The organism is Mesorhizobium sp., assembly GCF_005063415.1.
Lineage (GTDB): Bacteria > Pseudomonadota > Alphaproteobacteria > Rhizobiales > Rhizobiaceae > Mesorhizobium.
In genome coordinates this window covers 38,983-52,205 of sequence record NZ_SUEG01000024.1, presented here as the reverse complement: position 1 = coordinate 52,205, position 13,223 = coordinate 38,983, and the positions used below count along the sequence as shown (strand labels likewise).

At 60.7% G+C, this 13,223-nt stretch carries 15 protein-coding genes; 7 read left to right on the top strand and 8 right to left on the bottom strand.

Annotated features, from left to right (window positions below):
* Positions 1-253: 253 nt before the first annotated feature.
* Both E5W70_RS09525 and E5W70_RS09520 read right to left on the bottom strand, forming a co-directional pair.
* Entirely contained in the window at positions 254-604 is a 351-nt protein-coding gene (locus tag E5W70_RS09525; protein WP_292656840.1) for a hypothetical protein, read from the bottom strand.
* Positions 605-872: 268 nt separating this feature from the next.
* Positions 873-1,031: a hypothetical protein gene (locus tag E5W70_RS09520; protein WP_292656838.1), complete on the bottom strand. Its 159-nt coding sequence runs from the start codon at positions 1,029-1,031 to the stop codon at positions 873-875.
* A gap of 37 nt (positions 1,032-1,068) precedes the next feature.
* On the opposite strand from E5W70_RS09520, the gene E5W70_RS09515 reads away from it, so the two are divergent.
* The 3 genes from E5W70_RS09515 to E5W70_RS09505 all read left to right on the top strand — a co-directional run bounded on the left by E5W70_RS09515 (position 1,069) and on the right by E5W70_RS09505 (position 4,223).
* Positions 1,069-1,701: a hypothetical protein gene (locus E5W70_RS09515; protein ID WP_292656835.1), complete on the top strand. Its 633-nt coding sequence runs from the start codon at positions 1,069-1,071 to the stop codon at positions 1,699-1,701.
* 527 nt (positions 1,702-2,228) lie between these two features.
* Positions 2,229-2,510 carry a hypothetical protein gene (locus E5W70_RS09510; protein ID WP_292656832.1) on the top strand — a complete coding sequence of 94 codons (282 nt, stop codon included), beginning with the start codon at positions 2,229-2,231 and terminating at the stop codon, positions 2,508-2,510.
* A gap of 804 nt (positions 2,511-3,314) precedes the next feature.
* Positions 3,315-4,223, top strand: coding sequence for a LysR family transcriptional regulator (locus tag E5W70_RS09505; RefSeq protein WP_292656829.1), 909 nt, complete (start codon positions 3,315-3,317; stop codon positions 4,221-4,223).
* On the opposite strand, the gene E5W70_RS09500 is transcribed toward E5W70_RS09505, so the two are convergent.
* The 4 genes from E5W70_RS09500 to E5W70_RS09485 all read right to left on the bottom strand — a co-directional run bounded on the left by E5W70_RS09500 (position 4,165) and on the right by E5W70_RS09485 (position 6,400).
* Positions 4,165-4,911, bottom strand: a complete 747-nt coding sequence (locus E5W70_RS09500; RefSeq protein ID WP_292656826.1) for a peroxiredoxin-like family protein — start codon at positions 4,909-4,911, stop codon at positions 4,165-4,167. The genes E5W70_RS09505 and E5W70_RS09500 overlap by 59 nt on opposite strands.
* 172 nt (positions 4,912-5,083) lie before the next feature.
* A complete protein-coding gene (locus E5W70_RS09495) occupies positions 5,084-5,770 on the bottom strand; it encodes a peroxiredoxin-like family protein (RefSeq protein ID WP_292656822.1) in 687 nt (228 codons plus the stop codon).
* A gap of 159 nt (positions 5,771-5,929) precedes the next feature.
* Positions 5,930-6,115, bottom strand: coding sequence for a hypothetical protein (locus E5W70_RS09490; protein ID WP_292656820.1), 186 nt, complete (start codon positions 6,113-6,115; stop codon positions 5,930-5,932).
* Positions 6,116-6,211: 96 nt separating this feature from the next.
* Entirely contained in the window at positions 6,212-6,400 is a 189-nt protein-coding gene (locus E5W70_RS09485) for a hypothetical protein (protein ID WP_292656818.1), read from the bottom strand.
* 313 nt (positions 6,401-6,713) lie between these two features.
* Here E5W70_RS09485 and E5W70_RS09480 point away from each other — a divergent pair, with 313 nt between their 5' ends.
* From E5W70_RS09480 to E5W70_RS09465, 4 genes are all read left to right on the top strand, one after another.
* Complete coding sequence (locus E5W70_RS09480) at positions 6,714-6,842, top strand: GTP cyclohydrolase I (protein WP_292656815.1); 129 nt, start codon at positions 6,714-6,716, stop codon at positions 6,840-6,842.
* Between the two features lie 13 nt (positions 6,843-6,855).
* On the top strand, positions 6,856-7,731 hold the full coding sequence (locus E5W70_RS09475) for a patatin-like phospholipase family protein (protein WP_292656813.1): 876 nt from the start codon (positions 6,856-6,858) through the stop codon (positions 7,729-7,731).
* 536 nt (positions 7,732-8,267) lie between these two features.
* Entirely contained in the window at positions 8,268-8,687 is a 420-nt protein-coding gene (locus tag E5W70_RS09470) for a cytochrome c (RefSeq protein ID WP_292656810.1), read from the top strand.
* Positions 8,688-8,805: 118 nt separating this feature from the next.
* The gene (locus E5W70_RS09465) at positions 8,806-11,340 is read left to right on the top strand and encodes a vitamin K epoxide reductase family protein (protein ID WP_292656808.1); all 2,535 of its coding nucleotides are present in this window, start codon (positions 8,806-8,808) and stop codon (positions 11,338-11,340) included.
* 124 nt (positions 11,341-11,464) lie between these two features.
* Here E5W70_RS09465 and E5W70_RS09460 read toward each other — a convergent pair whose 3' ends face one another.
* Complete coding sequence (locus tag E5W70_RS09460; protein WP_292656805.1) at positions 11,465-12,148, bottom strand: spondin domain-containing protein; 684 nt, start codon at positions 12,146-12,148, stop codon at positions 11,465-11,467.
* Positions 12,149-12,488: 340 nt separating this feature from the next.
* The coding region (locus E5W70_RS09455; protein ID WP_292656803.1) for an efflux RND transporter permease subunit at positions 12,489-13,223 on the bottom strand (735 nt) is incomplete at its 5' end.

Below are 13,223 nucleotides of genomic sequence, written 5' to 3'. Positions count from 1 at the left end.
TCGTCCGTGAGCGACACGCGCCTATCGATGCACGCGGCCGGCCGGCGCCGTCCAGATTGGCCGGCTGTGTCCTATCAAACGCGTCGGTGGCAACTTGGGAAACTACCCCTGGCCCCTGGCATGAGATGTCGAACGGGCTCAATCTGTACGATGTCCGTTTTCAGGTACCACGATTGCGCGGCTCTACGATCGAGATGCGGCGCATATCAGACATCAACAGCTTACCTTTTGCGCGCCGGTCGCCTCATTCGTTCTACATCGATCGGAGAACGGCTTGCATATGCTCTGCGAGGTCGAGTTCACCGCGCGCCTCAATCTCTAAAAGATACCGGGCCTTGGCCAGGCGATCCCTTTCCCTAACCGCAGCGTAGCCGCAGATGGCGAGCAGCGCCCTCTCCTCCTCCCGGCTGGCTCTGTCGGAGCCGCTGCTACCACCGCCTATGTCATGCAGGGCCTTACCGAACGCCGCATAAGCTGTCTTGTGCGCCTCAATCAACGCTTGCAGATTATTGGAGGGCTCTTGGTCTCGGCCCGGCGGCTCTGCACCGAGCGCCGTTGCCGCAACCGTCGAGGCGACGACCGCGCTGCCGGAGTGGAAGAGCAATACGCGGCGATTGATCCTAGACGTGGCAAACTCTCCCATTTCCTTTGATAGCGATCAGGCCAGTGACGTAAAACCATTAGACCGTAACACGAAGGGTTGCGCATTCGTGTCAGGATGGACCCCTTGCAGCCGACAGCCAGTGCGACTGCCCAAGCGTTTGCAGAGCTGCCAACCATGGCGGAGCAAATCGTCAACGACAACGAGGAAAGACCCGCCACGTTCTTTCATACGCCGCGGCCAGCCTATGGCGCATATTACGGACCGCGAGCTAAAACCCCATCAGTTTAGAAACGACTTCTGCGACGGCCATAGCAGCAAAAAGCGTGTGCGAGGCAGAAAGTTCGAAAGGCTTGCAAGAACCACCAGCCAACAATTCCACAACAAAAATAATGATATGGTGGAGAAATTCTCCGTTGATTTTTTGCATCTCTAGGCTTCTGAGAGGTCCTGCACGAGGCCGCGCCATGCCCACCGATAGCCAATACATTCTCGAAAGCATCAAGCAGGGATGCGCGACTCTTACGGATGACGAGTTCGCCATCGACAGGCTGGTGAAGTATTTCGGCAACGGCAGGATCCGGTGGCACGTCGAATTCCGTGGGCATCGCATCGAGCTGACGACCGGGCAGCTCAAGAAGCAGCCTACCTTCCGCAGGAAAATCCTCGAACAGGCCGGTGTGCTGCCGCCCCAGCGTGCCGGGGCCAACTACAGACGATGGGCACTCGATCTGAGGAAGAATGCCGTCGAGCTTCCCTGGCGGGACAGACCGGTCGATGTCGCTTTCGCCATCGACAGGCTCACCAGCCACGGGGATGGGCGCTGGACGGTTGAATACCAAGGCAAGGCAATCAAGTTCACGACGACCAAACTTCGCAGGCAAGTCAGTTTCCGCAAACGCATGCTGGCCAAGGCCAAGGTGCTGCCGCCCCAACTGGACCCGGCTGCCTATCGGAAGTGGGTGGACTGGCTCATTCAAAACGCCACCGAGGATGCACCGCAGGCCGAGGATGCCTCGATGACGGAGAAAAGCTGGCTTGATGACCTACCAGAGCTAGCCGGCTGGCAAAATGAAGCACCGCCCCAAGCGACCAGCTAGGGCGGCAGTTTCCTAAGCACAAGCAATCGAGCCAAAGGGCAGCGGACGGTCCCTAGGCAAACTGGACGCCGGGGCGGATAAACAGGAACGGATATCACGGCGAACATTCGCGTTAGAGAGGTCAAAGCCTTCGGCAGCAGTGCGCCGAAAAGGGCTGTCGGCGGGTCCCTCGTGGGAACGAAAAAGAAGGGAAGCAGAACTTTCGTGTGCAGTTTTTGCACACAACAACTCATAACTAGCTGATTTTCTTTAAGTATCTGCCCCATCCATCATCGACGCCACCGTCAGATTTGGTTCGCCGCTTGTATTCGCAGATGGAGGAGGTTCGGGTCCAAACCGTCGCCGGCGGCGGTCATTCCGTACAAGCATGGATATCATGCGCAGCGTTGCCTAGTGCCCGTGCTGAAAGATGATACAAATCGCGGTAGGTAAGTAAAAAAATGTCCAGCTTGGCAGCAGTCAGGTGACGTTACATACCATGAGGCGCAGTTCGGCTGAATGTTCCGACAGATAGCAAGGAGCTTGAAGTGAAAGCAGTGTGGTTTTGGCTCTCGTTTATCGCCACCGGCGTTCTCGCATCGGCCTATCTCGCCGTTCCCGTTGCAGCGCAGGAACAGCGCGGTGCTGCGACTATCGTTGCGGCCAAGGTCCAAAGCCAGGGCTACGTCTGCAACAACCCAAGCTCTGCGAAGCGCATCGCTGCCGAGTCCGCTCCCAACAAACGGGTCTATTTGCTCAGTTGCGATGTCGTGACCTACCACGTCGTTTTGATCCCGGATCAAGCAGCTATTGTGACGAAGGCTGAGTGACCACCTGCTCGGCCCTGAAACAGAAAACACCGGCGGACCGCCCCGCAGTGTTCCACTTACCGGCAAGAAGCTTGAATCAAGGCGTCGCCAAGGTCCGCTCGAACATCGGTAGCGTGCGTAACAGGCCTGAGTTGCCCATGCTATCGGCCTCTGGAGTCCTTTCAGTTCGCTCTCGACGACGTCTGCGAATGCGCGCTTTCGCGCTCGCCATGCGATCCGTGGGGCTAACCGCCCAGAGATCGACGTTCGGCGGACACTAGTCCTCCAGAACTAAGCGTGCCGCGCCGATTCTAGTTCCGGAGCGAGCATCCACTCCGAATATGATGGCAAGACCCATCCCACCCAGAACGGCGGCTCTCAGACCCTCGGCAGCCGTGACGCGCAAAGATCCCGATCCCCGAACCGAGATCTGGGATTTGCCTTGGCAGAAGGTACAGGTGTCGCCCAAAGGAACTTTCGTGTGCAGTTTTTGCACTTGCGATCCCATAACGCTCCGAGCAAGCTGGCATTGTTCCAAGCGAGATCGAGCCGACCAAGCGTCTTCAATGTCTTGTCAATCAGAGCCATAACCTCGGCTGGTTTGGAAACGTCTGTGAGGACAGCTAACGCGCTGTCTCCGTGAACCACCACGTCATTTGCCACGGCTTCAAGCCCCTCATCTGTAGCAGTGTCAGATGTTCTCTCTCCCTACCGCTTTTGGGCACAACGCCGTGCTACCGTCCTTCGAACCGCGCATCCCTTGATCGGCTCGAGAATACGTCTTAATACGTGACGAACCTCACGTTGCGTTAAGGGCCACCCCGAATGGAAATGCAGCAGGTTCGCTATTTCCTGGCACTCTCCAGCACGCTCAATTTTACGCGGGCTGCCGAGGAGTGCAACGTCACTCAGCCGGCGCTGACGCGCGCCATCAAGAATCTGGAAGATGAGCTTGGTGGCGAGCTCATCCGACGTGAGCGTCAGCATTCGCATCTGACCGAACTCGGCCGCCGCATGCTGCCATTCCTGCAGCAATGCTACGACGCGGCGAGTTCCGCGAAGTCACTCGCCAAGGCTGTCAAAAGCAGCGACGTTGCGCCACTTAACGTTACGATCTCCAACAGCATCAACATAGCGCTGATGATATCGCCATTTAGCGAGCTCTTTCGTGCCTACCCGGGTGTTCACCTCAAGATCAGCCGCGGCGCTCCAATGATCGTAGTCGAGGCGCTCAAAAGTGGTGACGCCGAGCTGGCGATCGCCGGCCCGCTCGGGCAGGCCTGGGACAGGATAGACACGTGGCCGCTGTTCGATGAGGAGATCGAGTTGGTGGTCAATTCAGAGCACCCGCTCGGCAGACGCAACGAAGCCGATGTCGCGTTGAGCCAACTGGTTGGTGAGCCGATACTGAGCCGGGTCGATTGGGAGACGAGTGAAGACCTGGCCCGCTTCCTGAAGGCCAATGGGTTTGCGCATGAAGCGGCACATGAAGTCGAAACCGATCATGACCTGTTGGCGCTGCTGGAGGCCAACGCTGGGGTAGGCTTTGTTTCGATGACTGCGCCACGCTCACCCAACGTTCGCAGGCTCAAATTGCGCGATATCGATATTTCCCGAACCGTGGCCGCCTATAGCGTAGCGGGCCGGCAGCGTGCGCCTGTCGCCACGACGCTGCTCAACCTGTTGCGCGCAACCGACTGGTCAACCTTTGGGGTTCGCGAGCCTGCTCGATAGCCGCAAGCAGGTCGTCAATTTCCATTCGCTGGCGATAGTCGGGATCAAGGTAGCGCGCTGTGATTATGCCGTCGGTGCCGACAATGAAGGTTGCCGGAATCGGCAGGAACCAGGCGGCATTGCCCTGATAGCTAGGCACATCCCAGCCGGCGCCCCCGATCAGCGTTTCCATTTCCGTCCCGACCCAAATCGCCAGGTTCAGCGACAGCGCATAGCCGTTGTCCATGTCGGTGAGGAAGGGAAAGGATGCAGCCGCCTCATCTTTCATGGCCGCCGTGAATTTGCGCCGCTCGGGCACAATCGCCACGAACTGGCCGCCCAATTCGGTGATTTCCTTCTCGACTTCAGCCATGCCGATCGCATTCAACCGGCAATAAGGGCACCAGTGTCCGCGCTGGAATGAAATCGCGGCCGGCCCCCTCTGCAGGATCTCGGCCAAGCCAACCAGCCTCCCATTCTCGTCGGGCAGCAGAAATGGCGGCATGACATCACCGGGCGCCGGTGCCATCGCGCCTGCATGCTGGTCCTGCAGCCGCTGCACCATCCGGTCGACCGCTTCGGCGAAGATGGTGCTGAGCGAACGCACTGCATTGGCGATCACCGCCATCCGCTCGTTCAGCGGCGCATCAAGCACGATCGCAGCCTGGACGGCCTCTTCGAGTTTCACGACCAACTCATTGGCAGCCATGACGGCAACTCCAAATTCGCAGTTCTGTGCAGTGTAGCCTACTGCCAGCCAACGTCCATGCCCTAGATTCATGAAAGGTTCGCGAGACGATGTAATGCGGGTCACTCAGGTGCCAGAAATCGCCGCCGTGCCCTAACGCTTCCTTCGTCAACGGCCGGTCGGCCACTCGCGGTCACCGAGCGCGCTTGAGGGCGGCCACCAGGTCATCGATCTCCATACGCCGCTGATAGTCGGGATCGACATAACGCGCCGTGATGATGCCATCAGTGTCGACAATGAACGTGGCGGGGATCGGCAGAAACCAGGCGGCGTTGTCCTGGTAGCTCGGCAAGTCGTCGCCGCCGGCGCCAAGCAGTTGCTGCATTTCCGCGCCTACCCCGATCGCCAGATCGAGCGAAAGTGCGTAGCCATTGTCCATGTCGGTCAGAAAGGAGAACTGAGCCCCGACCCGGCTTTTCAGAGCCGTTGAGAACTTTCGCCGTTCCGGCGTGATCGCCACGACCTGGCCGCCTATGGCCGCGATCTCCTGCTGCACCTCGGCGATGCCGATCGCGTTCAACCGGCAGAAGGGACACCAATGCCCGCGCAGGAAGGTGATCGCCACCGGCCCATTGGCAAGTACTTCGGCTAGGCTTACCAACCTGCCGTTCTCGTCGGGGAGCAGAAAGGCCGGCATGGCATCACCGGGCCTAGGCGCCGTGGCGCCTGCCCCCTTATCCTGCAGCCGCATCACCATGCGGTCGGCCGCGTCCGCGTAGCTGGTGTCGAGCCTTCGTATTGCTGCAGCGATCACCGCAAGCCGTTCGCTGAGCGGCGCGTCGAGATCGATCGCCGCCTGCACCGCCTGTTCGAATGTCATGACTTGTTCAACTGCAGCCATATGCAAAGTTCCGCATTTCTCGGCGCCGAATAGCACCGGGGACGCCCTGTCGAACAACCCATTTTCGCATGATAATCATGATCCAAACACATTCCGTTCCTTCGCGGTCGCATCTGGCGATGTCCACCGTGGACTGGCTCACATCATGTTCTTGATGTCCGACGAGAATGTCGGGAAACCGTAGAGATTGTCGGCGAGCTCGGTCGCGGTGATGCCGTGCCGCATGGCGAGTGCGAAGATGTGGATCAGCTCCTCGCCGGCATGTCCGACAATGTGGGCGCCGATGCGGAGCGTGGTCGGGGCAGTCTGTTCGACGCTGGACATGGATGTTCTCCTGGAACGGTTCGACGTTCCAGGCCTCGCGGCCGGAAGCGCCAGTTGTTGGAACTGGTGCCGATGGTTGGCGCGAAGGCCGCCGGCTCAAATCGTGTGCTTGTCGATCGCCGGCGGCAGGATGTCGGCCGAGTAAAAGATAGCCGGCGCCTTGCCGCTGTTCTGCCAACGGGCGAGCAGACCCAATTCGGCGAACGCTGCTGTGGAACCGAGCAGGACAAGGGCGAGGAGCAATGGCTCAAGCCCGGCCTGGTACGCAATCACTTCATAGGCCATGTCCAGTTCTCCTCCGTGAGGCCCAACGTATGGGGCGGGGTATGACGAGAGTGTCACGGGCTAGGCGCACAAAGAGAAATGCCCAATGCCTTTCATTTTGATACCAAAAACCTATCGTGTGCAGGGCAAAACAGGTTGATTGGCGACTTACATCAGCTCCGTCTGCGCCCCACCCTTGGTCGTCAAGACGGCGGCGCCCAAGCAGCTCTGGCGACCGAATTCAGGATCACGACCGATTCAGCACCTCGCTGATTGCCACGCGCGACTTCACCCGATTGCCCGCTGCGCGCGGCGCTTGCAGATACAGGAGCGCGTGACGTACGATACCGCTCTCGCAATCGACGACGCCGTGCAGCCAGACAGAATCGCTGTCTTCATCGAGGCCGAGCATGGCTGGATGACGTTGCGCGGGGTCCGTGCGCATAGCTCGCGCATAGGCTAAGGAGGCCGTGCCCATGCCCAGCGATGGCGCTCGACGCAAAACGGCATTTGTCCTTGCAGGCGGGGGCAGCTTTGGCGCCATTCAAGTCGGCATGTTGCGTTCGCTCGCGCGCCTCGACATTTCAGCAGATATGGTTGTCGGTTCAAGCGTCGGCGCGCTGAACGGCGCCTACTACGCGGGCAACCCAACGATTGAAGGAGTACGACAGTTGGAGACGATCTGGCGCGGATTGCGTCGGAACGACGTGTTTCCGCTGACATGGCGGACGATGGTCGGATTCTTGCGTCGGCGGGATTTCCTTGTCGCGTCGGACGCGCTTCACCAGCTCGTCGACCGTCATCTCCCCTACCGCAACCTCGAGGACGCAAGCATCCCGGCCTATGTCGTCGCGACCGACATTCTGTCGGGCGGCACCATCGTGCTGTCGAAAGGTTCGGCCGCGCAAGCCATCCTGGCGAGTGTCGCAATACCGGCGGCCTTCGCACCGGTGCAATTCGACGATCTCTATCTTGCTGACGGCGCGGTATCGAGCAATACGCCGATCAAGGTAGCAGTCGATCACGGCGCGCAGCGCCTGATCGTCCTGCCCACCGGTTTTGCCTGCGCGCTCGACAAGCCCCCCGTCGGGGCGGTCGCAAACGCGCTGCATGCACTGACTTTGCTGATTGCGCGGCAATTGATGACCGAATTGCAGGGACTTGACGACAGCATCGATTATTTTGTCGTGCCACCGCTGTGTCCGCTGGTGGGATCGCCCTATGATTTCTCTCATACGAACGAGTTGATCGAGGAAGCTGCAGCAAGCACCGACGCTTGGCTCGCCGATGGAGGCCTCGATCGTCCGCGCGTCATTGCACATCAGTTGATGTCCCACAAGCACACGAGTTAGTTCGCCATTGCCGACCCCTTCACAGCATCGGATGCGCGGCTAGTGGATGGATCGCGGGATAGGCCCGCCAATGCCGTCAGCAAAAAGGGCGCCTCAAGAGATCTTGAGGCCGCCCATCGCGGGAACGCAAATGGACGAAACGGACAGCCTTCCTGTGTGGCTTTGACACAAGACCATTCCCTCATTCCCCCGATAACTATCTGCTTTTATTTAACTATCTGACCCATCAATCACCGGGCGGGCAGATCCGCATTAGGAACGGAGGCAGGGCAGCCAGCCTCCGGCACAACCTTAGCAACGAGATTTGAGAAGATGGTGCGGGTGGTCGGGCTCGAACCGACACTCCTTTCGGAACTGGATTTTGAACCCGCAGCCAGGCCTCGTCCCAGCGTTGGCATACGTTGCCGCGCAGGCGGCCAGGGAACGTGGCTAGCATTTGCCGCCGTGCTGTCGCTTGCCTGCGCCTCCGCCGTGCTCGCGGCCACCCATTCGAGCCGTGATGCGATCATCGAGGTCGCCAGGCGTCGATGAAGGAGATGGCTGCAGCGGCAAAGACGATCGCCGGGATGTTTGACGGCAGCCAAGCCTATGACGCTGCGGCCTTCAAGGCAGCGGCCGAGACCCTCCGCGCCCGCACCGGCCCTGCGCTGATTTGCCGAATTCCCCTGCGCGTCACTGGGCGCGCTTCGGGCGCCAAGCCGGATATCGAGCCGGCCCGTCCGGAGTTCGAGGCGCTGGCCAATCATATCGGGACGCTGGCCAGCGCTCTGGCCGCCGACGCCGAGCGGGCGCCACCCCGTATCACCAACGACATGAGAATGGGTTCCGGGCTGGCGATGGGCGGCGGCAGCCGATCCCGCCAAGCTTCCGGCGGAGCACATCCTACATCTTATCTTGCAGGATCGCTCGAGTTGTCATTCGAAGTTCCGGCAAAAGGTCGAGTGATCGCTGGCTGACACGAACCGGCTGGATTCGACAATCGAGGAGGATCGCTTCATGCTCATCCAGCCGATCGATCTCTTGAACAACATAAACCGGATCCTGCCCCTGCCATGCAAGTAGGAGCGAGCGCGAATGGCGAAACGTAAAAATACAGTCATCGTGACCGGCAGTGCGGGCTTCATCGGCTCGGCTCTCATCAACAAGTTCGCTGACAAGTTTGCCCTTGTCGGCCTCGATCGAGCGGCGACGCGTCAGCCGCCTCCGGCCGCCGAGTGCATTTGCATCGATCTGACATCGCAAGAGTCAGTTGCTGCTGGCCTGGAGCGTGTGCGGATGGCCTATGGCACTCGCATCGCCTCGGTGATCCATCTTGCGGCTTATTTCGACCTCACCGGCGAGCCGAACCCGCTCTACGACGAGATTACGGTTCGCGGCACCGAAAAGCTCCTGCGCGCGCTTCAGCCGTTCGAAGTCGAACAGTTCGTCTTCGTCAGCTCCATGCTGGCACACAAGGCAGGACGGCCAGGCGACGTGATCGATGAGGATTCGCCGCTGGAGTCGGACCTTCCTTACCGTGCCTCCAAGATCGAGGCCGAATGCCTGATACACAAGCAGCACGGGCCGATCCCGGTTGTCTATCTTCGGCCGGCCGGCGTCTACGACGACCTCTGCCACAATGCCTTTCTCGGCAATCAGATCGCCCGTATCTACGAGGAAGACCCGACCGGACATGTCTATCCCGGCGACCTGCGCACCGGGCAGTCCTTCCTCCACCTGGACGACTTAGCCGACGCAGTTGCTCGCCTGATTGAGCTGCGCAAGAAGCTTTCCCCTGAGGTGGCGCTGCTTCTCGGCGAGCCCGAGGCCATCGGTTACGGCGAAATGCAAACCGAGATCGGCCGCCTGATCCGTGGCGAGAACTGGGAGACACGGGAGGTGCCGAAAGCTCTCGCCAAAGCCGGTGCCTGGGTCCAGCAGGACGTGCTGGGCGAGGATTCCTTCATTCGCTCCTGGATGGTCGATATCGCCGACGACCATTACGCCGTCGACATCAGTCGCGCCCGCAAGCTCCTCGGCTGGAAGCCGCAGCACTCTCTGCGTGAGACGCTGCCGACGATGATCGACGCGCTCAAGGCAGATCCCCCCGGCTGGTATCAGGCAAACAAGCTCAATGCAGCCAAGGTGGCCGGAACGGGAGCGAAGGCGCGCCAACGGGCCGAAGAGTTTCACGCAAACCATGAGAAGATGAAACCCGGGCACATGGCCGACATGGCGGGGATGGGCCAGCAAATGCTCTGGGTCCATTTCCTCGTCATCACCCTCGGCATCTGGCTGCTCACAAGCCCAATCCAGTTCGCGCTGTTCGATCCAGCGGCAGCCGGAACAGTTCGCGATGTCACTCAAGAACGCGGGCTGTGGGAGCCCGCCCTGCGCAACGCGCTTACAGGGTGGAGCGACATCGCCGCCGGCCTCCTGCTGATGCTTTTCGGTTCGCTCGCGCTGTCGCCTCGTTTCTCGTGGGCGCAGTGGGGCACGACGGTCGTCGGCCTCTGGCTCTTGTTTGCACCCCTGTTCTTCTGGACGCCGAGCGCCGCCGCCACCATGAACGATACGATCGTCGGAGCTTTGGCCATTGCCTTCTCGGTGCTCCTCCCGATGATGCCGGGCATGAGCCACGAAGGCATGATGGACGAGAGCATCGTCCCTCCAGGCTGGACCTACTCGCCTTCATCCTGGCTGCAGCGCCTGCCAATCATCGCACTCGGCTTGTTCGGTTTCCTCATCGCCCGCTATCTCACCGCCTACCAGCTCGGGCAGGTGGGCACTGTCTGGGAGCCGTTCTTCACCGGCGGGAACGGCAGGAACGGCACGGAGTTCATCATCACATCGGACGTATCCAGGGCCTGGCCGATCCCCGACGCAGGGCTCGGTGCCGCCGCCTATATGATCGAAGCCCTGATGGGCGCCATGGGCACGGCCACCCGATGGCGGACGATGCCGTGGATGGTGACGTTCTTTTTCATCCTCGTGGTGCCGCTCGGCGGCGTCTCGATCTTCTTCATCATCATCCAGCCGATCATGATCGGCACCTATTGCACATTGTGCCTGATCGCGGCGGCCGCCATGCTGATCATGATCCCGCTGACCGTCGATGAAGTGATTGCGATGGGGCAGTACATGCTGCGCAGCGTCCGTGCGGGGCGTCCGTTCTGGCGCACCTTTTTCCGGGGTGGACCCGAGCCGAACGGAGAGGAGGACAAGAACGAACCCGGCTTCTCCGCCCCGCTCGTCGCTCAGTCTGCCGCCGCTATCCGAGGCGTGACGGTTCCCTGGACCTTGGTCGCGAGCTGTATCGTCGGCGCCTGGCTGATGTTTTCGCGGCTGATCTTCGGCATCGAGGGCGTTATGGCGAACAGCGATCATCTCGTGGGAGCCATGATCATCACGATCGCGGTCTGCGCCATGGCCGAGATCGCGCGGCCACTGCGGTTCCTCAACTTGCCGTTCGGATTGTGGTTGCTCGTGGCGCCGTGGCTGCTCGGCAGCGCAAGCCTTGGCGTAACCTTGAACGACATCGTTGCGGGGCTGGTCGTGATCGGCCTCAGCCTACCGCGCGGCCAACGAAGCAAAGAGCACTATGGTTCATGGGATCGATATGTCGTCTGAGGAGCGGGATGACGGGCTCTGCGCGGCATCGATCACCTTCGTTTCAATCCAGCGAATCGGTCTGCGTTCCTAATTTGCCATGCAGCATTGACAGTTGGGGTCGCCACAGTTGCGGTCGCCGCGCTCATTCTTCAGCCAGGACGGTGAGTTGGACGACGCTTGCAACACCTGGGTAGGTGAACCCATCGTCTGCCGGGTGGACGATGCCGTGCTCATCGGCGCCCGTATTGGGTCCGGGCTGGCGCGGTGCCTGATTGGATCCTGCTCCTGGCGCCTCGTCCGTTTCGGTGCCCGCATCCCACAGTGTGACTGCGGAAGTCAGATCGCCCGCTGCCGGCTCCTTGCCATTGAACAGCTCGATGCCCTTCGGAGCCGGAGCGAAGAATTTGTCGTTCGACTGGACGAACATCGACGCGAACACGAGGCGATCGCCGGGCTCGGCTTTGACCGTCAGCGGTAGCCCAGGGACGAACATGTCTGCTGTAGCCACGCCGTCCACGTTCTTGATGGCCGCAAGCAAAGCCGACGCGTCGCCGTCCTCAGCGAGGCTTTCGAGCGAGCGGTCGCCTGGCTGGTTCGGCGTAAAGAGCTTCGCGTCGCCTCTGACGACGGCATAGAGCCCGGGCGCGATCGGGGCAGAGGTCGTCTTGCCGTCAGGCAACGCCAGCGTGGTGGCGTCGCTCACATTTCTGATCGTGACGGTGAAGGTCCTGGCGTCGGCAGCGAGTGCCTCGGTGATGAACGCCGTCGGCATTGTCGCCGCGGCCAGCGTCATCAGGGCGATGGCTTTCAGTAGGTGGTCGCGCATGTTTCGCCTTCCTTCTTTGCAGCTCGGGCCAGCCGGTTGATCGTGCTAAATAGCTACTGCGAAAGTGTCGGCGCATCCAATGTTTGCTGGGCATGGTTTTGATGGTTGGGGCGCATCGCGGGCGCTTCGAGGTGACCCCACACCGTTCCATCCCGCAGTTCAAAGTCCCATGAGGCGGCCAGTCAATGGCACCCCTTCGTCCGACGCTTTCACGCCGTCGAGAGGAAGAATGTGCGCGACAACAGATAGTGGCTTTCGGAGGCGGAGCCATTATCGGAACGCTCGGCGGGCTGCGACTCCCATGCACCAAGTGATTCCGCTTCATTATTGCGGCCTCCCATCATTCGGCAGCGAGGTCGAACATTACAGGTTCCGGGAGCGTAACCTCGTCGATCGTCGTCGACGCGACGCCCTTCGGCAACCGCCATCCCTTGACCAGCCCATAGATGGCGGGGATCACCACCAGGGTCAGGAGGGTGGACGAGATCATGCCACCGATCATCGGCACGGCGATGCGCTGCATTACTTCCGAGCCGGTGCCCGTGCTCCAGAGGATCGGGATCAGGCCCGCCATGATGGCAACGACGGTCATCATCTTGGGCCGCACGCGTTCCACTGCGCCGAGCATGATCGCCTCATAGAGATCCGTCCGGACGAACGGCTGTTTGTGCGCGTCCCGTTCCGCCTTCACTTCGGCCATGGCCTGCTCCAGATAGATCAGCATGACGACGCCCGTCTCCGCGGCGACGCCGGCGAGCGCGATGAAGCCGACCGCGACAGCCACCGACATGTTGAAGCCCAGCCACCACATCAGCCAGATCCCGCCGACAAGGGCAAATGGCAAGGACAGCATGACGATCAACGTCTCGGTAAGCGCCCGGAAGTTGAAAAAGAGCAGCAGGAAGATGATGAGCAGCGTGACGGGCACGACGATTTTCATCCGCGCCGCGGCTCGCTCCAGATATTCGAACTGCCCGCTCCAGGCGACCGAATAGCCGGGCGGCAGCTTCACTGTCGCCGCGACGGCCTTCTGGGCGTCGGCGACATAGCCGCCGAGATCCCGGCCGTTGATGTC